At 43.4% G+C, this 21,540-nt stretch carries 22 protein-coding genes; 7 read left to right on the forward strand and 15 right to left on the reverse strand.

Annotated elements, in window-relative coordinates; genetic code table 11:
- Nucleotides 1-282: 282 nt before the first annotated feature.
- Entirely contained in the window at nt 283-1,296 is a 1,014-nt protein-coding gene (gene serB / locus EXT48_RS13325) for a phosphoserine phosphatase SerB (protein ID WP_130164743.1), read from the reverse strand.
- Between the two features lie 95 nt (nt 1,297-1,391).
- On the opposite strand from serB, the gene EXT48_RS13330 reads away from it, so the two are divergent.
- Nucleotides 1,392-2,033, forward strand: a complete 642-nt coding sequence (locus EXT48_RS13330; RefSeq protein WP_130164744.1) for an AhpA/YtjB family protein — start codon at nt 1,392-1,394, stop codon at nt 2,031-2,033.
- A gap of 74 nt (nt 2,034-2,107) precedes the next feature.
- Nucleotides 2,108-2,848 (forward strand): thioesterase II family protein, encoded by a 741-nt coding sequence (locus EXT48_RS13335; protein WP_239361049.1) that lies wholly within the window; start codon nt 2,108-2,110, stop codon nt 2,846-2,848.
- 315 nt (nt 2,849-3,163) lie between these two features.
- On the opposite strand, the gene EXT48_RS23885 is transcribed toward EXT48_RS13335, so the two are convergent.
- From EXT48_RS23885 to EXT48_RS13380, 8 genes are all read right to left on the reverse strand, one after another.
- Nucleotides 3,164-3,439, reverse strand: coding sequence for a hypothetical protein (locus EXT48_RS23885; protein ID WP_239361048.1), 276 nt, complete (start codon nt 3,437-3,439; stop codon nt 3,164-3,166).
- A gap of 843 nt (nt 3,440-4,282) precedes the next feature.
- Entirely contained in the window at nt 4,283-5,086 is an 804-nt protein-coding gene (locus EXT48_RS13350) for a TatD family hydrolase (protein WP_130164745.1), read from the reverse strand.
- A complete protein-coding gene (gene pdxH, locus EXT48_RS13355; RefSeq protein ID WP_205991261.1) occupies nt 5,052-5,693 on the reverse strand; it encodes a pyridoxamine 5'-phosphate oxidase in 642 nt (213 codons plus the stop codon). The genes EXT48_RS13350 and pdxH overlap by 35 nt, the downstream gene beginning before the upstream one ends.
- 68 nt (nt 5,694-5,761) lie before the next feature.
- Nucleotides 5,762-7,504, reverse strand: a complete 1,743-nt coding sequence (argS, locus tag EXT48_RS13360) for an arginine--tRNA ligase (RefSeq protein ID WP_130164746.1) — start codon at nt 7,502-7,504, stop codon at nt 5,762-5,764.
- 24 nt (nt 7,505-7,528) lie between these two features.
- Nucleotides 7,529-9,118, reverse strand: a complete 1,590-nt coding sequence (gene prfC, locus EXT48_RS13365; protein WP_017216978.1) for a peptide chain release factor 3 — start codon at nt 9,116-9,118, stop codon at nt 7,529-7,531.
- Nucleotides 9,119-9,402: 284 nt separating this feature from the next.
- A complete protein-coding gene (locus tag EXT48_RS13370; RefSeq protein WP_130164747.1) occupies nt 9,403-10,353 on the reverse strand; it encodes a sensor domain-containing diguanylate cyclase in 951 nt (316 codons plus the stop codon).
- Between the two features lie 132 nt (nt 10,354-10,485).
- Nucleotides 10,486-11,184 (reverse strand): DUF3581 family protein, encoded by a 699-nt coding sequence (locus EXT48_RS13375; RefSeq protein WP_010607683.1) that lies wholly within the window; start codon nt 11,182-11,184, stop codon nt 10,486-10,488.
- Nucleotides 11,185-11,361: 177 nt separating this feature from the next.
- A complete protein-coding gene (locus EXT48_RS13380; protein WP_045989137.1) occupies nt 11,362-12,000 on the reverse strand; it encodes a cytochrome b/b6 domain-containing protein in 639 nt (212 codons plus the stop codon).
- Nucleotides 12,001-12,173: 173 nt separating this feature from the next.
- Here EXT48_RS13380 and EXT48_RS13385 point away from each other — a divergent pair, with 173 nt between their 5' ends.
- The 3 genes from EXT48_RS13385 to EXT48_RS13395 all read left to right on the forward strand — a co-directional run bounded on the left by EXT48_RS13385 (nt 12,174) and on the right by EXT48_RS13395 (nt 14,019).
- The gene (locus tag EXT48_RS13385) at nt 12,174-13,031 is read left to right on the forward strand and encodes a transporter substrate-binding domain-containing protein (RefSeq protein WP_130164748.1); all 858 of its coding nucleotides are present in this window, start codon (nt 12,174-12,176) and stop codon (nt 13,029-13,031) included.
- 75 nt (nt 13,032-13,106) lie between these two features.
- Nucleotides 13,107-13,595 carry a glutathione peroxidase gene (locus EXT48_RS13390; protein ID WP_010379179.1) on the forward strand — a complete coding sequence of 163 codons (489 nt, stop codon included), beginning with the start codon at nt 13,107-13,109 and terminating at the stop codon, nt 13,593-13,595.
- Nucleotides 13,582-14,019 (forward strand): MarR family winged helix-turn-helix transcriptional regulator, encoded by a 438-nt coding sequence (locus EXT48_RS13395; protein ID WP_130164749.1) that lies wholly within the window; start codon nt 13,582-13,584, stop codon nt 14,017-14,019. The genes EXT48_RS13390 and EXT48_RS13395 overlap by 14 nt, the downstream gene beginning before the upstream one ends.
- Nucleotides 14,020-14,084: 65 nt before the next feature.
- Here EXT48_RS13395 and gltX read toward each other — a convergent pair whose 3' ends face one another.
- The 4 genes from gltX to proB form a co-directional block, all read right to left on the reverse strand.
- Nucleotides 14,085-15,572 (reverse strand): glutamate--tRNA ligase, encoded by a 1,488-nt coding sequence (gltX, locus tag EXT48_RS13400; RefSeq protein WP_130164750.1) that lies wholly within the window; start codon nt 15,570-15,572, stop codon nt 14,085-14,087.
- 83 nt (nt 15,573-15,655) lie between these two features.
- Nucleotides 15,656-16,021, reverse strand: coding sequence for a glutaredoxin (locus EXT48_RS13405; protein ID WP_026000901.1), 366 nt, complete (start codon nt 16,019-16,021; stop codon nt 15,656-15,658).
- Nucleotides 16,022-16,107: 86 nt separating this feature from the next.
- Nucleotides 16,108-17,076, reverse strand: a complete 969-nt coding sequence (locus EXT48_RS13410; protein WP_130164751.1) for a GGDEF domain-containing protein — start codon at nt 17,074-17,076, stop codon at nt 16,108-16,110.
- 71 nt (nt 17,077-17,147) lie between these two features.
- On the reverse strand, nt 17,148-18,287 hold the full coding sequence (gene proB, locus EXT48_RS13415) for a glutamate 5-kinase (RefSeq protein ID WP_102056186.1): 1,140 nt from the start codon (nt 18,285-18,287) through the stop codon (nt 17,148-17,150).
- Nucleotides 18,288-18,650: 363 nt separating this feature from the next.
- Here proB and EXT48_RS13420 point away from each other — a divergent pair, with 363 nt between their 5' ends.
- Nucleotides 18,651-18,878 (forward strand): hypothetical protein, encoded by a 228-nt coding sequence (locus EXT48_RS13420; RefSeq protein ID WP_010379194.1) that lies wholly within the window; start codon nt 18,651-18,653, stop codon nt 18,876-18,878.
- A gap of 17 nt (nt 18,879-18,895) precedes the next feature.
- Here EXT48_RS13420 and EXT48_RS13425 read toward each other — a convergent pair whose 3' ends face one another.
- Nucleotides 18,896-19,396 carry a DUF1543 domain-containing protein gene (locus EXT48_RS13425; RefSeq protein ID WP_010607693.1) on the reverse strand — a complete coding sequence of 167 codons (501 nt, stop codon included), beginning with the start codon at nt 19,394-19,396 and terminating at the stop codon, nt 18,896-18,898.
- 108 nt (nt 19,397-19,504) lie between these two features.
- Here EXT48_RS13425 and EXT48_RS13430 point away from each other — a divergent pair, with 108 nt between their 5' ends.
- Nucleotides 19,505-21,145: an amidohydrolase gene (locus EXT48_RS13430; protein WP_130164752.1), complete on the forward strand. Its 1,641-nt coding sequence runs from the start codon at nt 19,505-19,507 to the stop codon at nt 21,143-21,145.
- Here EXT48_RS13430 and EXT48_RS13435 read toward each other — a convergent pair.
- Nucleotides 21,136-21,354, reverse strand: coding sequence for a YgjV family protein (locus tag EXT48_RS13435; RefSeq protein WP_010379202.1), 219 nt, complete (start codon nt 21,352-21,354; stop codon nt 21,136-21,138). The genes EXT48_RS13430 and EXT48_RS13435 overlap by 10 nt on opposite strands.
- Nucleotides 21,355-21,540: the final 186 nt, after the last annotated feature.

Genomic DNA, 21,540 nt, shown 5'->3' on the forward strand with positions numbered 1-21,540 from the left:
CATCAAGAGCCCGGATATAAGCACGCAATCACACCAATAATGCTAAAAATGGCTTGTACAATTGGAGGAGTCCATATAAGGTGGTTCACCCGCCGAGCAGCTATGTTTTTCGAGTGAAGAGGAAGTGCCCTTTCTTTTGCGCAACGATTCTTTGGGCATCAAAGAAAAGGTAGTCGTAGCCCATGGATGGGCGTCAAAATCCGTCAGGAAGACGAGCTGACTTAATTCATAGTCTCGAGTGATTGGAGAAATCACCCTCCATGGTACGTCTCATAGCACATATTATTTCGGCACACCTAGCAAATATAACAGTTGTAGCAAAGATCCTTCACAAATAGCCGCGTCGGCATTTTCTACCACTTTTGGTTTACCATGGATTGCTACACCTAGTTGGGCTTTTGCCATCATCACTAAGTCATTTGCACCATCACCAATGGCAACGGTTTGAGTCATTGGGATCGCATATTGGGTTGCAAGTTGACCTAGCACTTCTGCCTTTTTGTCGGCATCTACGATATCACCTAGCACTTTGCCGGTAAGCTGCGCGTTTTCCACCTCTAGGGTGTTGGCAAATACAGCGTCTAGTTGGAGTGGCTCAATCAATGATTCTGCAAACCATGTAAAGCCACCCGAGGCGATGGCAAGATGCCAGTGATGCAGCTTTAGCGCCTGACATAACAGCTCTATACCGGGCATTAGCGGTAAGTTTTCTTTTAATGATTGAATTTGTGATAACGGTACGCCAGAAAGTGACGCAACGCGGCGGTGTAGACTTTCAGAAAAAGAGAGTGCCCCGGCCATTGCCTGTGCGGTGACAGAAGCCACTTCATCATATCGGTCGGCCAATCGAGCAATTTCGTCAATACATTCAATTTGAATTGCGGTGGAGTCCATATCCATCACAAGTAACCCAGGCTCTGCTAAAGTAGGTGCTTGTGTTATCACCGCACCTTGCGCATTAATGCTTTTGGCAAAATGCCTCACCTCAGCCTTACTCGGCATTTGCGATGCGTTAAAACGCATACCCAGTGCAACAGGAAGCTGTTCATGAGGTTGATATGCCGTAAAATAAGCCTGCTCGATAGCAAATGTTTGAAGAAATTTTGTGACTTCCACAAGGTGTTGCAATTGTATATTTGGGCCAAAAAAGCATATTGATTGGGTCGTCATCTCAGGTAATTGATTTACTTGTGTGAGGCTTGTGGTACCTTGGCAGCTATACCAATGAGCCAGCGCCATATGTTCCTGAATTGGTGTGTTTAGTTCACGATTAGCGAATTGAATGATTGACGACATAAGTTGCTCCTTGATAGCGTTAAGCCGATTTTTAACATGATTGCGCTAAGCTGTCAGCACTGGACCTTAGCAAAAGCGGGCAATATGCGATAAATATGAAAAATTTACATGTATTAGAAGTGTTAAACTCAACTCGAGGGCGTAGATTATTTCGCCTGTGCATCGCTGCGACGTGCTTAGTTATGGTGACTTGGCTTGCGTTTAATACCAGTTTTGAATCTCATCGCTTGCTCCATAATGGCGCAGACCTTACCGCAAGGAGCCTCACCAAGCAGCTCGCAAAAAATGTGGCATTGCCCCTCTCTCGCAGTGATACGCCAAGGCTCAGCGCACTGGCAAATCACCTCGCTAGCGATGACTTTGTGCTTCAAGTCGCGATTTATGATTATCAAGGACGTTTTATTGTTGGTAACGACGGTAATTCCTCACCCACAGATTATCAACAGCTACCTCAAACCTTACCAGGGCTCAGTAAAACCAAAAGCATTATTTCTGAACCAGTATATACGCCGATGGGACAGCCTCTTGGGTTCGTCAATATGGTCTATTTGACAGAAGCTGCTATGTCACAAAGCCACTCTAGTTTCCACGAACTTGGACGAGTCGTTTTACTGATGCTGGTGATTACGATGGTATTCACATGGCAAATAGGTCGAGCATTAAAACGCTGGGAAGTAAAACGCAAGATTCGCAAGAAAGTAAAAATGCTACCAGCGCCTGAAAATGTTACTCATTAGATGAAACCCAGTTATCCCTATTACTATTGTAAATAGTTTGATAATATCATTATTGATTTGTATAAGAGCGATAAATGACAAAGGACATGAACAATAAACTTTTTATAATCCCAAAACCGAACCCAAATGCTAAGGTGCGGTTATTTTGCTTTCCTTACGCAGGTGGCTCACCAGCTATTTTTACACCTTGGATCAAAAAAGCTCACGAGAACATTGAACTTGTTTTTGTTCAACTTCCAGGAAGAGGTGCAAGACTTATTGAACCTGCAATTGACAATATGCCTGAGATTATTGATGAGCTGATGCTTCACCTCGACTTCATAACAAGCAAACCTTTTGCCTTTTTTGGGCATAGTTTGGGGAGCAGGATATCATACGAATTTGCATTGCAACTACATACGAAAAATCAACTTATTCCATCTAAGATATTCGCTTCAGGTAGCAGGGCTCCTCATTGCCTTTCAAGCGGGCGTCATTTGCACAACTTACCGCATGATGAATTTATCACTGAGCTTAAAGATTTGAATGGGACTCCAAAAGAAGTTCTAGAAAATGAAGAGCTAATGGAGTTGTTGCTACCTTTACTTCGCGCCGATTTCAAAATTGCAGATACTTATGTCGCAAAGCAGCTCACACTACCAATTCCAATACACGTTTTTAACGGTATCGAAGATTCTGTCCAGAAGAAACACGTCTTTGCATGGCAAGAGCTAACATCACAGCCTTATCAACTTACTGAATTTTCTGGTGGACACTTTTTTATTCACCAATACGCTGATGAGATGATCTCAATTATTAATCAGCAATTGGCTTAACTAGTTTTGGTGTTATGCCGGGAGAGCATAAAGATCGCCGGGTGAACCGGCTCCTACACCTGCTTTTCTATTGTTGGTAAGTATGGTTTTTTATCGCGATAACAGCGTAAAGATCGCCGGGTGAACCAGCTCCTACACCTGCTTTTCTATTGCTGGTATGTATGGTTTTATATCGCGGTAACTGCATAAAGATCGCCGGGTGAACCGGCTCCTACACCTGCTTTTCTACTGCTGGTAAGTATGATTTTATATCGCAGTAACTGCGTAAAGATCGCCGAGTGAACTGGCTCCTACTTTATAAGATGAACAGCTATGCTACAAATCCAAAATAAGCGAGGAGAGAACGCGATTTAACTGAGATTGGTTAAACTCGCCACTTATCTGATAGATAACACCGCTTCCCTTTTTATTAATATAAACCCTATCGTAGTCTTGATTTTCTCCCATAACGACAAAAGCAAAAATATCGCCGTTTTGGTACACACTCATCGGATTGCTTTCGTCTATGTCAAAAGCCGAGCGGAGCTTTGTAATATTTTTTACTTGAGGATCTGAATGATACAGGGCATGAAAAAATTCATTTACGCTCATATTCAACTTTTTATGCATATCACCAAGTGAGATTTCCGGTGGGTTTAACGCAATTGCCAACTCATTTTGATCTTGGCTAGTTACAACCGCAGTTTAGTTACTTAGTCCTAAAAAGTTAATTTTTGATAGTGTCGTGCTATCTACACAATAAACGAGATCAACAACTCTGATATGTAGCTTATTACTACAAGATAAGCTTGGAAAAGGGTTCACTTTTTGTGACGCAATTACCAAGTTCGAGGTGAACATTAACGCGGCAAGTAAAATTATTCTAAACATAACGAAATCCCTAATGCAGCTAATTCCATTTTCGTTCTGTAATTTCTGACAACTTCTTTTGCACAGGTAAGAGATTGTTCTGAACTAAGTTGCTTTACAATGCTTTATGCAAAGTTCTTTACTATCCATTTGATAGTTGCCTTGCCTCCCGTCGGCTCAGGAACCCAATTTAGAGCTGTCGTACAACTTTTAGTTGCTTGGATCATCTCTCCAAAAACCTGTGCCACATTTTCGTTTACGCTGCCTTTGAAAGATAAATTTAAACCTGCACCTTTATAAAATGCATTAATGGCATTTTTACTTTCGTTTCATCATTCATTTTTCTATTCCTTGAGAAATGTTGAAGGTTTTAAATTAAGCTCTTAAACATTAATAAAAGGTGAATAACCAACTAACGCATAAATCATTCCTCCAAGCTATGAGATGTATAGAAGCTTTAATAAATACCAAAAGATCGCCGGGTGAACCGGTTCCTACACGGGTTATTTATCGCTGGTAAGTATGATTTTATATCCCATTTGTGATATTGACTCGTAGGTCGAGATTTATCTCGACATCATCAATTTACCCTAAGCCAAACAACTGCGTGGTATTTCGATAAAGCGCTGCGGCAAGCTCGCTCGGTGTTTCGCTTCGATATTCACAAAGCCTGTCAAATACTTGGACGACTCGCTTAGGAGAGTTCGGCTTCCCCTGATAACCATGTAACGGCATCGATGGCGCATCGGTTTCCAACACTAGGCTTTCAAGCGGCAACTGTGATATTACCTGCGCAGTTTTTTCGCCTCTTGGATAGGTGATTGTGCCACCAACTCCTAGCTTAAAACCCTGACCGATATAATATTCAGCCTGCTGTTTTGAACCTGAAAAGGCGTGGATCACCCCACCATATTGTGGTTTAACACGTTTAAACACGGCGGCAATTAGATGATGACTTTTACGGTGATGGACGATTAGCGGAAGCTTTACCTCATTACTCAGTGCGATATGCGCTTCAAACAGTGCAATTTGGCGCTCAAGCGCGTCGCAGGTTGTATCGATGCCGCACTCTCCTATCGCACACAGTTGGGTGCGGTTGTGTATTACATGCTCGACCAACGCAGCCATATCGTCGTCGCAATGTTCGCCAATAAAATAAGGGTGTAACCCCGCGGCGATTTCACATTGTGGATGATGTGCTTGAAACTCAACAAGCTGTTGAGACTGCTTAAGGGTAACGCCAGGCACCACGAAGCGTTCAACACCCAAACAATGGGCTGCTTTGATATGCGTAGCTAGGTCATCTGCCAACTCGTCAAAATCGAGGTGACAGTGACTATCTATAAAGGCGAATTTATGGGTTAAGCCGCTCAATTTCCCAACTACCATCGGCTTGCTTCACATACATAAAGCGATCGTGAAGACGGTGCTCTCCACCTTGCCAAAACTCAACTTTAGTGGGCTCTACGCAATAACCGCCCCAAAAATCAGGTAGTGGGATTTCGCCTTTAGCGAATTTGTCTTTCATGCTACTAAAGGTTTGCATCAAGGCTTGGCGAGATGACACGGGGCGCGATTGCTGAGACGCCCACGCTGCAAGCTGACTTTCTTTTGGTCTTGATAAGAAATACTTGGCAACGCGACTGGTTGGTAACGGAACAGCTTCACCGTACACGATAACCTGACGCTCAATTTCATGCCACGGGAAGTGTAAGCATACCTTGTTGTTTTGCTTTAATTCTTGCGCTTTGCGTGAACCGGTATTGGTAAAGAAGACAAAACCGTGCTCGTCTACATGCTTGAGTAAAACAATGCGTTGAGACGGCTGACCGTGCTCGTCAACCGTAGCGACGACCATCGCTGTTGGGTCGGTAAACTTGGCATCAATCGCCTGCTGGAGCCAGGTTTCAAACTGCTCAACGGGTGTGTCTTTTAGCATTTCACGACGTAAACCGTCTTTGGTATATTCTCTGCGAATGTCTTCAAGTTTCATCACAATATCCTTAACAAAAAAAGCCGCTATAAAGCGGCTTCTAGTATACCTTAATGCAAGTTAAAACTAACTTACATTTGCTCCATCACTTCGATACCAAGCAAATCTAGGCCTGTTTTCAGTGAGTTAGCAACTAGATTACATAGTACTAGACGACTTTCACGGACGTCTGCAGCTACATCATCTTTCAAAATTGGGCACGCTTCATAGAATGTCATATACAAGCTCGCAAGCTCATATAAATAACTACATAATACGTGTGGCGTTGCTTCGCTGATCATCAGATCAAGCACTTCTTCCAGTTGCAGCAGTTTAAGCCCAAGTGCCTTTTCCTGTGGTGCTTGAATCTGAATGCGACCAGTTAGGCTGGCGCTATCCATGTTTGCCTTACGGAAAATACTACGAACACGAGTATAGGCGTACTGCAAATATGGCGCCGTCGCCCCTTCAAAGCTCAGCATCGTATCCCAGTTAAAGATATAATCGCTGGTTCTGTGCTTTGACAGATCAGCGTACTTCACTGCACCAATACCCACTTTACGCGCGATTTCTTGGCGAGCTTCATCAGATAGGTCAGAGGCTCTGTCAGCGAGCTTTTCTGTCGCACGGCTCACTGCTTCGTCAAGTAAGTCTGATAGCTTCACCGTGCCGCCAGTACGAGTTTTAAACGGTTTGCCGTCGTTACCCATCATAGTACCAAACAGGCTTGGCTCGTAGCTGGTTTTGTCTTTTAAAAGACCCGCTTTACGTGCTGTGATCTCAACTTGGTTGAAGTGTAAACCCTGACGCGCATCAACAAAAATTAGGATACGATCAACATCTAGCTCATTTGAACGGTAATCACAGGCAGCTAAATCAGTCGTCGAATATAAGAAACCACCACCTGATTTTTGCACGATAAATACGGAAGGTTCGCCGTCTTTATTTGCCAATTCGTCAAGGAATACAACTTGAGCGCCCTGATCTTCAACCGCAATGCCTTTCTCTTTTAGCAGCTCAATTACACCGGCAAGACGGTCGTTGTAAGCACTTTCTGCCATGATATCATCACGCGTAAGCGTCACGTTTAGCTTGCCGTATACTTCTTCAGAATGTTTAACTGAGGTGTCGATAAACATTTGCCATAGCTTCTTACAATGCGCATCACCGCTTTGAAGTTTGACTACGTAATCACGGGCTTTATCGGCAAAACCGGCTTCGTCATCAAAACGCGTTTTCGCATCGCGATAAAAGCTTTCAAGATCCGCAAGTGCGACGTTTTCAAGGTCAACACCTTGGTTCAGCAAATCTTCTAGGTGTGCTATCAACATACCAAACTGGGTACCCCAGTCGCCCATGTGGTTTTGGCGAATAACAGTGTCACCACGGAACTCAAGGGCACGCACAACGGCATCACCAATAATAGTTGAGCGCAGGTGACCTACGTGCATCTCTTTAGCAAGGTTTGGTGAAGAAAAATCGACCACGACTTTGTGAGGCGTAGCATGTTCAGCAACACCTAGCTTGGCATCAGTATTTGCCGCTTCTAGGCTTGTGGCTAAAAACTCAGGCTTGAGGTGAATATTAATAAAACCTGGGCCTGCGATTTCTGTTTTTTCTGCAAGATCAGCAACGTCTAGGTTGTCGATGATCTTCTGCGCCAGCTCTCTTGGGTTAGTTTTTAGTGCTTTAGCAGCACCCATCGCACCGTTAATTTGGTAATCACCAAACTGAGGACGCGTACTTTGTGTTACCGCTGGGTTTGTACCTTCAGGGATACCAGCCGCTTGCATCGCTGCATTGGCTTTTTCAATTAAAATACTTTTGATGTTCATCTGTTTTCCTTTAATGCGCAGCGATTAGTGTTCACGAGTTTCATGGAACTTCACGTCAGGGTAACGCTCCATAGATAGATTTAGGTTTACGCGACTTGGTGCGATATAAGTTAGGTTATCACCACCATCTAGTGCCAAGTTTTGCTCGCACTTGCGGCGGAACTCAGCCATTTTCTTATCGTCATCACAGCTTACCCAGCGCGCAGTTTGAACCGTTACGCTCTCGTAAATCGCATCTACGTTGTACTCAGACTTTAAGCGTGCCACAACCACATCAAACTGCAGCACCCCAACCGCACCTACAATCAGGTCGTTATTGATAAGTGGTCTAAATACCTGTACCGCACCTTCTTCAGAAAGCTGTACCAGCCCTTTAAGTAGCTGCTTTTGCTTAAGTGGATCTCTTAGACGAATGCGACGGAATAGCTCAGGTGCAAAGTTTGGAATACCACTAAATTTAAGCGTTTCACCTTGTGTGAAGGTATCACCTATTTGAATAGTACCGTGGTTATGTAGACCGATAATATCACCCGCGAACGCTTCTTGAGCACGCTCACGGTCACCCGCCATAAAGGTTACCGCATCCGCAATACTGACTTGTTTACCAAGACGCACGTGGTTCATCTTCATGCCTTGGCTATATTTACCAGATACAATACGCATAAAGGCGATACGGTCGCGGTGTTTTGGATCCATGTTTGCTTGAATTTTAAACACGAAACCAGAGAACTTTTCTTCGTCGGCTTTTACTTCACGCTCATCAGTTTGACGCGGCAGTGGCGTTGGTGCCCACTCAGTTAACCCGTCAAGCATGTGGTCAACACCGAAGTTACCAAGTGCCGTACCAAAGAATACAGGGGTTAATTCGCCAGTTAGAAATAATTCACGGTCAAACTCGTGCGAGGCACCCATTACTAACTCAAGCTCTTCACGAAGTTGTTCAGCCAAGCTTTCACCCACAGCAGCGTCAAGCTCGCTGTTATCTAGCCCTTTGATCACGCGTTTGTCTTGGATCGTATGACCTTGACCAGTTTGGTACAAAATCGTTTCATCACGATGAATGTGATAAACACCTTTAAATTCTTTACCACAGCCAATTGGCCAAGTAACCGGCGCACACATGATGTTCAGTTCGGTTTCTACCTCATCAAGTAGCTCCATTGGGTCACGAATATCACGGTCTAATTTGTTCATAAAGGTAACGATTGGCGTGTCACGTAAGCGCGTTACTTCCATCAGTTTGCGGGTACGGTCTTCTACACCTTTTGCCGCATCGATTACCATCAAGCACGAGTCAACAGCGGTGAGCGTACGATAAGTATCTTCAGAGAAGTCCTCGTGTCCCGGAGTATCTAGTAGGTTTACCAAGGCATCATTGTATGGAAACTGCATCACAGAAGTGGTTACCGAGATACCACGTTCTTTTTCCATTTCCATCCAGTCAGATTTGGCGTGTTGGTTTGAGCCACGGCCTTTAACCGTACCGGCTTTTTGTAACGCCTTTCCGAATAAAAGTACTTTTTCGGTGATGGTGGTTTTACCCGCATCCGGGTGTGAAATGATCGCGAAAGTACGTCTGCGCGACACTTCCTGCGGAATACTCATATTTGACATTGAAATTCTACTTATGGCATTGGCAACCGAACCAAAACTCGGCCACGCTAAATTCGAACAAAGATTGCTATATTCTCTCCGATCTTGGCCATTTTAACAACTTGATGACGGTAATTTTCGCAGCTAAATAGCAGATGTTATTTAGCCATTGCGGTAGTTGATAAAAGGTGGTCTGTGATGGCTAGTTTATTAGTCCAGCTTTTGACGTAAAATCGCCATTGTTCACAAAAGGCATGCCTTGTCTGCAACTATGTCGCCTATATGCTTTAGATCACATCGAGCATTCAGCTCAGTTTTTGCTGATACATGTGTTTATCTGCCCGAGAAAATAAACTAGCCATGCTTTCAAACTTATTTTCACACTTGGCAAATCCCGCTGAAAATCCACACTTGGGGAGCTTTTTCTCTTTTAACGCTTGATAGAAATTAGCCTCGCTTTGAAAAATAAAGTCGTTGACGGCTTTTTCATTATCTCGCTGCACAATAGCCAGAAACTCATCACCACCATAGCGCCCGATAATATCATCTTCGCTGCTTGCGGCCTTCAAGGCTTCAGCCAAACTTTGTAACACCTGATCACCAACTTCATGACCATAGCTGTCATTTATTGGTTTAAAACCATCTAAATCAAGAAAGACACAGTAAAGCGCACCACCCAGTTTTAACGCAATATCACGCTTATGTTCACCGAGTATTTCAGTCGCACGACGATTTAATACTTCAGTTAACGGGTCTTGCATCGCTATCGCTTTGATTTTGCTATAGCGCTCAATCATCACCAAATCGTCTTCTAGCATATCGCGCAAATGCTCTATAAATTCAACCAACGGAGCGCCGTAATTCGTGGGTTTAAAGTCCATCACACACAAAGTGCCAAACGACTTTCCATTGGGCCAATGGATAGGTACCCCCAAATAAGACTCAAAGCCATCATTGGCAACCTCAGGGTTATCGTCCCACTGATAATTTACACTGGCGTGCTGCTCATATAGATTGCGATTATTAGCGACAACATGCTTACAAAAGATATTGGTTTCTTGCGGTATAAAACCACCAGCAGGATACGGGTTTTCTTCTTGGTCGCTTGCAATCATCACTGCAAAGCCATCTTCTTTCTTTTGCACCACAAACGCAGCAGGCGCCGAAAAAATCTTCGCCATCAAATCGACTGTTTTTTGCCACTTTAGTAATGTTTGTTGTGAGGCTTCTGGTTTGAGCAAGTCTGCATACGGCACAGTAATACCATTTAATTCAATTACATTTTATCTAAACAGTATAGCGGACAGCTGAAGAGTGGATGAATTATTGTTTCAAAGGAAAACGGTGTGGGCAACACGCTGACTGGTGCGTCAGCGTGTATTGGGAGGTTATGGCTTTAATGCTACTTTTCTATCGTTGTAATAGGCAATCAAATCATCAACGGTTTGCTGACAATACTCGCGGATCCCAGAAACTAACATGTGCTTTTCACCATAACCGACTTTAGTGCCATTCGACAGCAAGTTAAAACGCAGGTTGATCTTGCCACGTTTGCCTTCATAGCTAAACTCTGGCTTAGCCGCTTCCAATGTTACTTCCGTTACCGATATATCATCCATATGAATAGACATAGATTCGTATATCACCATTGGCCTTGCTGGGTTTATCATTACTTCTTGCTCACCCATCAATGGGATGATCACATGAGGAAAGGTAGTGCCTGAAAATTCTACGTAATTTCTCGTCAAACTATTGATGAGCGTTGGGCACGTGCTGGTTTCGCCAGCGCGCGACACGGACAGCATCACTTTATCATTAGCGGTAATATCAAATTGTGCAGCACCTTCTGGCAAGGTGAGCGTTGTTGTTTCATCAACCATGCCCACAAAGCTAAACTCCATATTCTCGCTTAAGCCGTAGTGCTTTAACACTAAGGAGAAAAGTAGATCACCCGGTACACAAAACTTCTTTGCATCGATGTCGTGCAATGGGTTGTAGTCGTCCGCGACTCCTTTTGCAAATAAACTCCCCTGCTCTCTGGTAATGGTGATCTCATTTGCTTGTTGTTGATAATACGGCTCTAACATCGCTACTTTTCTCTAACCTCTAAGATAAAACTGCGCCATGTTACCAGAATTTTCTGAAATAGAGGTCATATCTGTTACGATAATCTGTTAACAAATATTACATTGGCCGAACTTGATGCTAAAGGTTAGCGAGATTATTGAAAGCAATAACCTCGCTAACTTCCGTTCAGAGTGGAGTTACATTAACCCTTGTAATGGCTCAGCGCCCCAAGTAAAGAGTAACACAGCAGAAATTGCAATAAAGACAAGGTATGCAACAACACCCGATTTCATGACAGGCGTGCTGACTGCATTTTCTTGCTTACCAGTTACTAACGTCTTTACTAGGTTTTGACCTTTAAGGCGATACACCACAATAGCAAATATATGCAGTGCAATGGCCGCAATTAACAGTTCAATATTGGTGTGATGTATATCGCCTGCTAATTCAACTAAGTCGTAAGATACATATTGTGCGAGTGGGCCTTCCACCAAAATATCATCAGTTGTCATCAAGCCAGAAACGAGCTGAACAAGGATCAACACAAAAAATAGCAGCACCATCAAACTTCCCGCAGGATTATGTCCTACATGGCTTTGTTTTGATTTAATGGCCGATAAAATTGCTTTAGGTGAATGAAATAGCGCGCTTAATTTAGCGGTTTGACTACCAATGACACCCCAAATTAATCGTGCAGCCATCAGTGCTAATAATAAATAGCCAGTAACAAAGTGAAGATCCATCATGCCCTCTTCACCGGTAATATATAAGGTTACTAGTCCTGCTACGAGCAGCCAGTGAAACCCGCGGATAAATCCATCCCACACTTTGGTCATCGTTTATTTGCCCCATAGATAAAAATCATTGCAATGATGACAGGTTATAAAACTCAGCACAAAGAGTTAAGGTTAAATAACCGCTTATCTTGATTTGGCAGCGCATTTTGAATGCTAATTAAGCACAATGTTCTATAGTAAACTGGTGTTTGCTTTACTGGGTTGGAGCAATAATGAAATATTTACTGCTAATGCTGCTGTTGTTTGGTGCGTTCTGCAACGCAAAAATATTGCTGATCTCGAATGAACCAGCCGATGAGCAAAGACTTTTTAGCAAACAAGCCCATAGTTTAGAGTCAGATACCAACAACTTGCTTTTAAACCAGTTTGGCCGAGATTACTTTGATTTTAACATTGTCACCCCAACCAAACTTAATCAATTACTAGCAAGTGAAGAGCCCGTGTGCGCGGTGTCTCGCCTAAAAACCCCAAGCCGCCAGCAAGCCTTTTTGTTTACCATCCCCATCCACCTATATCCAAGCCATAGATTATACTACTTCAAACAACACACCCCGATGGATGCCAGCCTTGTGAATGCCACCGGTAAACTGAAGTCTCTTGCTAGTTTAATGGCTTACTATCCACAAGCCACTATCATCAAAGAGATTGGCAAATCTTATGGCAATACCATTGACTCCGCATTAGCGCTACTTGAACCCAAAAATGTTGCCATTAGACCGTATAAAACCTCAGCACAAACCATTATGGAGCAGTTTAGTGCAGGTAAAGTCGACTTTATATTAGCCTACCCCGCTATTTTTCAGCAGAGCTTTCCAAAGGACAAGGCACACCTAGTGGGTTCCTTACCAATAGCGAATAACCTCCCTCATCTCGAAGGCCATATTGCTTGTAGCCATACCCAAGAAACACAAGCATTTATCGAACAGGCCAACCAGATGATCCGTGCGCTGTATTCCACTAGTACCTATTTAACCACACACTTAAAATATCTCCCCAAGCAAGATCACGCATTGATCACTAGGCGGCTTGCGATGCTAAGCGTCAAATATCAACATACACCTGCAAAATAATTTCACCTGCGGTTGCACAAGGGTCATATTTGGTCTAAATTAAATCGCACACGATTAAATCATAAAAGACTAAAAATGACGACACTCTATCAGTTTGAAGCAAACACATTACAAGGTCAGGCATATCACTTTACCGACTTACAAGGCAAAGCTGTGCTTATTGTTAACACGGCCAGTGAGTGTGGATTAACACCACAATATGAAGGGCTCCAAGAGCTACACCAAAAATACGCGGATCAGGGACTTGTGATCATCGGCTTTCCCTGTAACCAGTTTGGTAAGCAAGAACCCGGCGATGCAAAACAAATTCAAGAAGGCTGCTTAATCAACTACGGTGTTGATTTTCAGATGATGGAAAAGATTGAGGTTAATGGCGATAAAGCACACCCACTGTATCAATACCTAAAGTCCGCTCTTCCAGGGCTATTTGGTAATAAAATCAAATGGAACTTCACTAAGTTTTTATTTAACCAGCAGGGTGAACCCGTTAAGCGCTATGCCCCAATCACCAAGCCTGAACAAATAGCCAAAGATATTGAAAAGTTACTAAATGAGTCAATCTAACCCGCAGCTCAATCTCGATAACCAGATCTGTTTTCGGCTATATAGTGCATCAAGACAGGTTACACGACTCTATCAGCCGTTACTCAAAGAGGTTGGGCTCACGTATCCGCAATACATAGTGTTATTGATTTTATGGGAGCAGGACGGACAGCTCGTGAAAGAAATAGGCGAACGAGCTGAACTCAATAGCAACACCCTAACACCGCTCCTTAAGCGCTTAGCAGAGCGTGGTCTCGTTACCCGTAGCAAAAATCCTGATGATGAACGACAAACCTTCATTCACTTAACCGAAGCAGGTAAAATCCTCGAGCAATCATGCGCTTGTATCCCAGCACAAATGATGGCAAAAGCGGGCTTAAGTATGGAGCAAATTCAACTGTTAAGGCAGTCTCTTGATGTGTTGATGGCACAAGGAAAGCGGTAAACACGATACATTTCAGACAATAAAAAAGCCGCTACATCAGCGGCTTTTGCAATACGGTCTCGCAATTATGCAATAGACGGGTACTCACGGTATGCTTTTTCAAGCTTTTTAGCTTGCTTTTTAGATACACCAATATGCTCTAGTGCCACTCTTAAACGCGCACGAGAAAGGTCAGACCCTAACACTTCCATCGCATCTACTACTGAAGTCGATGAGGTTTTGCCTGTAATAGCAACGAAGATAGGCTCTAAGAACTCTTTGATCTTTAACTCATGGTGTGTCGCCACAGCCTTTGCAATAGAGAAGATCTCAGATTTGTTCCACGTACGCAGCTTTTCTAATTCCCAAATAAAGAATTGCAGTGCCTGACGAACCACTTCTTCGTCCGTTTTACCAGCCGTTAATAACGCTGGATCGTATTCAGGTAAGCCCGCCACAAAGTGACCGGCTAGCCCCACCAAATCAGATAGTGTGTTAATACGTGCCTTGGCTTCAGGAAGTACGCGAGCCAACATATCACCGTTAAACTTCCAGTCGACAAAGCGCTGGATAAGTTCTGCATCGGTTAGGTTTTCGCGGATCCACAGACCGTTTAACCAGTTAAGCTTGTCAATATCAAAGATAGGTCCACCAAGTGATACGCGCTTCATATCAAAGTGTTCAATCATCTCAGCCAAAGTGAACTTTTCACGCTCATCCGGCATTGACCAACCCATACGGCCTAAATAGTTAAGTAGTGCTTCTGGTAAGAAACCCATTTCTTTGTAGTAGTTAATTGAAGTTGGGTTTTTACGCTTTGACAGCTTAGACTTATCAGGGTTACGAAGTAGCGGTAAGTGACCAAGTACAGGTGCTTCCCAGCCGAAGTCTTCGTACAGTTTTAGTAGTTTAGGCGCAGAGTTGATCCACTCTTCACCACGGAAGATATGACTAATCTCCATGTGATGGTCATCTACTACGTTTGCAAGGAAGTAAGTTGGGAAGCCGTCGGCTTTCAACAACACTTGCATGTCTACGTTTTCCCATGGGATCTCAATTTCACCGCGTAGGTAATCGTTAAACTTAAACGTGCCTTCTTCTGGGATTTTCATGCGAATTACGTAAGGCTTGCCAGCTTCAAGGTTTGCCTTTACTTGTTCTTCAGATAAACGTAAGCCACGGCCATCGTATTTAGGGCGTAAGCCTTCTGCCATCTGCTCTTCACGCATTTGGTCTAGCTCTTCAGCCGTCGCAAAGCAGTAAAACGCTTTACCATCATCTACAAGCTGCTGTGCAAACTTTTTGTATAAGTCAGAACGCTCTGATTGACGATATGGACCAAACTCGCCACCCACATCCGGACCATGATCCCAGTCAAGCCCTAACCAACGTAGGCTGTCCATGATAGCTTGCTCAGATTCAACAGTACTACGTACCTGATCGGTATCTTCAATTCGTAATACAAACTCACCGCCTTGCTGCTTGGCAAAGCAATAATTGAATAAGGCAATATAAGCCGTTCCTAAATGCGGATCACCGGTTGGAGAGGGTGCGACACGAGTACGGATAGTCATCAAAATTCTCTTAAAAATGGATTAGTCGATTAATGGCGCTATGCTAGCATAGCGCCTGATTAGCGCATAGTAAGGCGCGTGAATTAAGCTGCTTTTTCCAGCTTTTCTAGATAAGCAACAATGTCATTGGATTCGTATAACCAAGTAACTTCGCCTTGCTCTTCGATTCGCAAGCATGGCACCTTCACTTTACCGCCCTGCTCTAGCAGCTCTTGGCGATATTGCTCATCATTTTTGGCATCACGGGTTTCAAGCTTTAGCCCTTCACGCTTGGCAGCGCGGCGCACTTTAACGCAAAATGGACATGCCTTAAATTGGTATAACTTTAAGTTTGCCGTCATAGCATCTAGCTTTTGCTGTTGTTCTGCGGCACGTTTTTTACTGCGTGGGGTAAAAATAAAATCAAAAAGTAAAATCAGACGTCCTAAAAACCATCTTACAAATTGCATAACGTTTCCCAAACCTTTTGCTAAATTCGCTAAAAAATAGGTTGGGGAGTTTAGCATAATCTTTAAGCGCTATATATAAGCGGAGCTTAAAACAACTCTATTTCTGCACATGCGTATTGTGATTCAGCTAACCCTAAAGCGAGGTAGTTTGTGACTTGGTTTCTGCCATTTTCTTTTGAGTGATAAAGCGCGAGGTCAGCTTTATGAACTTGCTCAGAAACTTGTAGTGTATCGACCACTTCGCTAAAACCTAGACTGACAGAAACATGCTCTACTTGCGGAAATCGGCTAGAGGCAATTGCATTTCTCAAGCGCTCAAGTGCCACTACAGCAGAATCGTCATTGTGACTTTGAAATAGCACTGCAAACTCTTCACCGCCGTAGCGAAACACATAGTCTTCTGCTCTAAAGTTAGCTTTGATCTTTTGTGCCACCAACAGGATCACTTCATCGCCAATCACATGGCCAAAATTGTCATTTACCTGTTTAAAGTGATCGATATCTACCATCGCTAAATACCACTTGCGATCTTCACTGTCATCACGACATACCGTAAACCCGTCCCCATTGGTTATTTCCATGACTTTTTCATCAAACGTTTGGCGATTGAGTAGCTCGGAAAGCGGATCGATACGAGCAAAGTGCAATGTTGCCATTTGATGCGCAAAAACAGTGAGTAAGTGCTTCATTAAAGTCGCAGTGGTGAGATTTACTTGGCCTTCTATATATAAAAAACCAACTAGCTGAGCTTGGTGATAAAACGGGATAACACTATCGCCGTGGTATTGAATGAGGTGTTTGTCATCTTGACGCTGCTGTAATTTATCTACCACGGCATCTACCGGTCCTACCACAACACAAAAGTCGCGATGGCTCACAAATATAGACTTTGGGACTTCTTTTTCCGATAAGCTTTTACTGAAATAAAATGCATAGCTTTCCCCACAAACATCAGAGATAACCCGCTCAAGGGCCTGCATTAGCACCAGTTCACTCTTTTGCGCCAAGAGCTCTAAAGTAAGTTCGTGACCACAGGGTGAATAGCTAATCGACATTCAAGGCCTCTCAATAAAATTGACTCTTGATAAGTGTAGAACAGCTCTCTGAATTTACAGTAATTTATAGGCTAATTTAATACTTCTTGTTGGCTATGTTGATTTAAGAGCACCAAATTATCGCGATGGATGATCTCCTCTGCACTTTCAAAGCCAAGGCATTGCGCAAATTCACTACTATGACGGCCAATTACCAAACCAAGTTCTTGATTACTTAAGCTAGTTAAACCTTGTGCTTGTAGCGTGCCTTGTTGGCAAAACACTTGAACCAGCTCACCACGTTTAAATTGCCCTTCAATCGACACGATACCTTTTGCTAGTAAACTTGCTCCTTGATTACATACCGCATTGATTGCGCCACTATCACAAATTATTTTACCGGTTGATTTAGGGCCAGACAGCAACCAGCGCTTGCGCCCTCCAACCGGAGCGTCAAACTTCAAAAACGTCGTGCTTGGTGCGGTTTGCGTAAGTACTTGCGGTAAAATGTCGTATTCACTGCCTTTTGCAATCACGACATCAACGCCTGCTCGTTGTGCGATGTCGGCGGCTTGCAACTTAGTCGCCATACCACCCGTGCCAAGTTGTGTGCCACTGCCACCAGCTAGTGCTCTAAGTTCGTCGTTTATATGTGTTACTTGCTCTATCAACTGCGCATCTGGATTGGCTCTGGGATCTGCGGTAAAAAGACCATGCTGATCGGTGAGTAATACCAATTTATCAGCATTTGCTAAAATTGCGACGTAAGCAGAGAGGTTATCGTTATCGCCAACTTTGATTTCAGACGTTGCCACCGCATCGTTTTCGTTGATGATAGGTACGACATGATGCTCTAAGAGCTTAGTGAGCATGTCCCGTGCCGTTAGATAACGTTCGCGGTGCTCAAGATCGGCCCGTGTCAGTAGCATTTGTGCCACATTAACGTCGTAAATACTAAACAATGACTGCCATAAATGGATTAATTGACCTTGTCCAATCGCAGCCAGCATCTGTTTTTCAGCGAGTGAATGACCAATTTGTTGCTGCAATACACCACGCCCAGCAGCAACAGCACCGCTAGATACAACAATGACCTGATGACCAGCTTGACGCAACGTTACACACTGCCTTACCAGCTCAACAAGTCTGGGCTTGTTTAAGGTCTGGCTGCCTGCAGTTAAGACACTTGTGCCGAGCTTGATAACAATGGTTTGTTTATTGTTTTTGGTCATAATTTATTGCTTGATTTTCCAGCGACAGGTTTTCGTTATACCACGGACCTTCCCCCCTCCCAAGTAATAATACCAATTGCATTAACTCTCCAACCAATTTGAAGGGTGAAATACCATATTAGCGTCGTTAAAAATTTCTCATTTAGAACAACTAAATAGAAAAATTTTTGCCTAGCTACTAAAGCTATTTCTCCGCTTCAAATAGCTCATTTAATCAATACAATTGGTATAAACTCATGAATTTTATTTCTAACTCAGAGTGAATTGGTATAATCCGCCGCACTGATTTCGATCAAGGCTTTTTTGCACCGCGTGTGAGAGAGTATTTACCATTCAATGAAAGAATAATTAGCTGAGTTCAGAATGAAAAAACACAAAAAGAACAAAGAGATTATGATGCTACCTTTGCTGTTTGTAGTGATCTTAATGTGTGTGGGTGGCCATTTTATTTTGCAACCTAGCTACAAAGACAGCCACATTGTCGAATACTCTCTAGCTGCACTGCCGTTTTTAATGTTTGCCGTCGTGATTGTCGCTATCAAAATAGCCATAAAAGCAGATAACGATGAAAACAATGAGGGTGAGGGCTAAAGTATCCCTCACATTGGTTATAGAGGATGATAACCAAACCACAAAGGGGTAAGCGGTGTTGATTGGCCACTGTGGGTGAGCTTGATATTTAAGTTTTGATCAAATAAATCGATGGCAAAACAGTCATCTACATCATGTAAATCGTCTTTATGAATATGGCTAAAACCGTTAAGCAAAAACGCTTTTGCCTTCTCTTTTGCTTCATCCGCATTCGTTGCAACGAACAGCCCAAAGTCATGCGCCTCAGCTAAACTATCTGGCTTATATCCTCCCAAGTTCACAAAATACAAATGCTCAGCTTGCTCAACACGCTCTTCGGTAAGTTCAATGGCATAGCCATCGGCATGTTCAATGATTGTGTAGCTATCCATATGCACCGAGTTTTTATCACCAACCCATTGCTGCTTTAATTTGGGATAAGCTTCTTCAATTGTATTTGCCGCGACAAAGCGCACATCATGCATTTCAATATGGCAACCTTGAATACGGCCGCCTAGGTATACAACAAACAACTTCACTTTGACACTCCACTCCTTTAAAACCCAAGTATACTCTCAACGCAAAGACTTGGCTTTATTGAGTTAGATGATTATTCTGAATAAATACTCTCAGTGAAGGACAATATAATGAAAAAAACATTCCTCGCGCTTTTGGCTAGCTTTAGCCTGTCATCAACAGCTCAAGTAACCTTAATTCACAATGTAAATGGCTATACGCCCACTAAATCACAGCAAATTGAGCGCTTTTCTTCTTTGGTCATTAGAGACGGTAAAGTCGTAAAAACAAGTGCAAAGGATCTCAGTACTCAATACCCGAGTGCAACCAAGTTTGATGGTGAGGGAAAAACCCTATTGCCCGGTTTAATTGATGCACACGGTCACATCATTGGCCTTGGCAATAATTTACTCACACTCGACGTGCGCGGTAGCAAAACCATTGCAGAAGTAGGAAAACGGCTTAGCCACTACGCCAAAGCCCATGAAGGTGAATGGATAATAGGTCGAGGCTGGGATCAAACCTTATGGTCCGGCGGACAATTCCCAACCGCAGCTGATCTCGACAAATACATAAAAGATAAGCCTGTCATGCTCACTCGAGTAGATGGTCACGCTATTTGGGTAAACTCAAAAGCGATGGCGCTTGCCAACATTTCGAAATCAACAAAGACACCTGAAGGCGGTGAAATCATTACATTGAATAGCGGCATGCCGAGCGGGATTTTTATCGACAAGGCAGAAGACCTTATTCGCACTCATGTCCCAGCTCAGTCAAATGCACAGGTAAACAAGGCGCTGAATAAAGCCGGAGAACACTTGCTGAGTTTAGGCATTACCTCAGCCCATGATGCCGGGATTGACTACACCACATGGCAGGTTTACCAAGCACGCGCCCAGGAACACACGATGCCGCTACGCGTCTACGCTATGTTAAGTGCAAGCTCCCCCAAACTCGCAGAGATGTTAGACGTGGGAGTAATCAAAGATACACGAGATCAACTCTCTATTCGTAGTGTAAAAATCTATGCTGATGGCGCACTTGGCAGTCGAGGTGCGGCACTTATTCGCGACTATCATGACCGCAAAGGTCACAAAGGGTTAATGCTCGAAAACCAAGCGACGCTTGAAGCATTAATCACCCAAGCCATACGCAGCGGCTACAGTGCGCACACGCACGCCATTGGCGATAGAGCGAATCGCATCGTGCTAGACTCATATCAACACGTTTTTAAAAAAGCAGGTGGAAGACTGCTCAGAAATCGCATTGAGCACGCACAAATTGTCCATCCGGATGATATCCCCCGCTTTAAGACGTTAGATATTATTCCATCAATGCAGCCTGTTCATGCCACATCCGATATGCATATGGCCGAAAAGCGCCTAGACGACAAACAGCTTAGTGGCGCTTACGCATGGCAAACATTCTTAAAGCAAGGAAGTAGAGTCGCGGCGGGTTCTGACTTTCCAGTGGAGCTTGCAAACCCTTTCCATGGTCTACATGCCGCTATCACCAGACAAGACCATCAAGATTTACCCAAAGATGGCTGGCGCCCAACAGAAAAGCTAACCAGAGAACAAGCACTCCAAGCATTTACTATTGATGCTGCTTATGCTGCATTTCAAGAATATAAACTGGGAAGTTTAGAACAAGGAAAGTGGGCCGATTTTATCTTAATCGACCAAGATTACTTTACCGTAAGCGAAGATAAAATTGATGATATTAAAGTCGAGCAGACGTGGATTGCAGGTGAACTTAAATATCAGCGTTGATCTTTTTGTAATTTAACCAAATGGTAGGTGTTAACTAGTGCCAGTAGACCATTAGTTAATGCCACCGGCCAAGCTTGGATAAGTGCGCCATAGGCAGTAAAACAAATACAACCCATTAAATTGAACCAACGCAACTTAGCAACATCGCTCATCATCAAAGAAACGACCAAAAAAGCAGAGGCTAAATAGCCTAAATATTCCCAACTCATTTGTCCTCTCCCCTAAGTTGCGTTAGCATATAGTTTATGCTCGAATTTACGTATCGAGCAGAATAAAAAGGCTAACCCACAAGCCCCTAGAAATTAGCACCAATAAATTAGCTCTAACACGGGAAGTGGGGGTTTAATGGTAATATCGTTTATTAAATTCTTCGCCACAGCGCTGAGATAAAACCG

This window comes from Pseudoalteromonas sp. CO348 (assembly GCF_004208845.1).
In the GTDB taxonomy this organism is placed as follows: domain Bacteria; phylum Pseudomonadota; class Gammaproteobacteria; order Enterobacterales; family Alteromonadaceae; genus Pseudoalteromonas; species Pseudoalteromonas maricaloris.

Coding starts and splice junctions, on each gene's coding strand:
- EXT48_RS13380 (WP_045989137.1), bottom strand. CDS start 12,000: ATGACCAAAGTGTGGGATGGATTTATCCGCGGGTTTCACTGGCTGCTC.
- EXT48_RS13335 (WP_239361049.1), top strand. CDS start 2,108: ATGACAAAGGACATGAACAATAAACTTTTTATAATCCCAAAACCGAAC.
- serB (WP_130164743.1), bottom strand. CDS start 1,296: ATGTCGTCAATCATTCAATTCGCTAATCGTGAACTAAACACACCAATT.
- EXT48_RS13330 (WP_130164744.1), top strand. CDS start 1,392: ATGAAAAATTTACATGTATTAGAAGTGTTAAACTCAACTCGAGGGCGT.
- prfC (WP_017216978.1), bottom strand. CDS start 9,118: ATGTCAAATATGAGTATTCCGCAGGAAGTGTCGCGCAGACGTACTTTC.
- EXT48_RS13435 (WP_010379202.1), bottom strand. CDS start 21,354: ATGAGTTGGGAATATTTAGGCTATTTAGCCTCTGCTTTTTTGGTCGTT.
- proB (WP_102056186.1), bottom strand. CDS start 18,287: ATGACCAAAAACAATAAACAAACCATTGTTATCAAGCTCGGCACAAGT.
- EXT48_RS13350 (WP_130164745.1), bottom strand. CDS start 5,086: ATGGTAGTTGGGAAATTGAGCGGCTTAACCCATAAATTCGCCTTTATA.
- EXT48_RS13375 (WP_010607683.1), bottom strand. CDS start 11,184: ATGTTAGAGCCGTATTATCAACAACAAGCAAATGAGATCACCATTACC.
- EXT48_RS13405 (WP_026000901.1), bottom strand. CDS start 16,021: ATGCAATTTGTAAGATGGTTTTTAGGACGTCTGATTTTACTTTTTGAT.
- EXT48_RS13385 (WP_130164748.1), top strand. CDS start 12,174: ATGAAATATTTACTGCTAATGCTGCTGTTGTTTGGTGCGTTCTGCAAC.
- EXT48_RS13410 (WP_130164751.1), bottom strand. CDS start 17,076: ATGTCGATTAGCTATTCACCCTGTGGTCACGAACTTACTTTAGAGCTC.
- EXT48_RS13390 (WP_010379179.1), top strand. CDS start 13,107: ATGACGACACTCTATCAGTTTGAAGCAAACACATTACAAGGTCAGGCA.
- argS (WP_130164746.1), bottom strand. CDS start 7,504: ATGAACATCAAAAGTATTTTAATTGAAAAAGCCAATGCAGCGATGCAA.
- EXT48_RS13395 (WP_130164749.1), top strand. CDS start 13,582: ATGAGTCAATCTAACCCGCAGCTCAATCTCGATAACCAGATCTGTTTT.
- gltX (WP_130164750.1), bottom strand. CDS start 15,572: ATGACTATCCGTACTCGTGTCGCACCCTCTCCAACCGGTGATCCGCAT.
- EXT48_RS23885 (WP_239361048.1), bottom strand. CDS start 3,439: ATGAGCGTAAATGAATTTTTTCATGCCCTGTATCATTCAGATCCTCAA.
- EXT48_RS13420 (WP_010379194.1), top strand. CDS start 18,651: ATGAAAAAACACAAAAAGAACAAAGAGATTATGATGCTACCTTTGCTG.
- EXT48_RS13430 (WP_130164752.1), top strand. CDS start 19,505: ATGAAAAAAACATTCCTCGCGCTTTTGGCTAGCTTTAGCCTGTCATCA.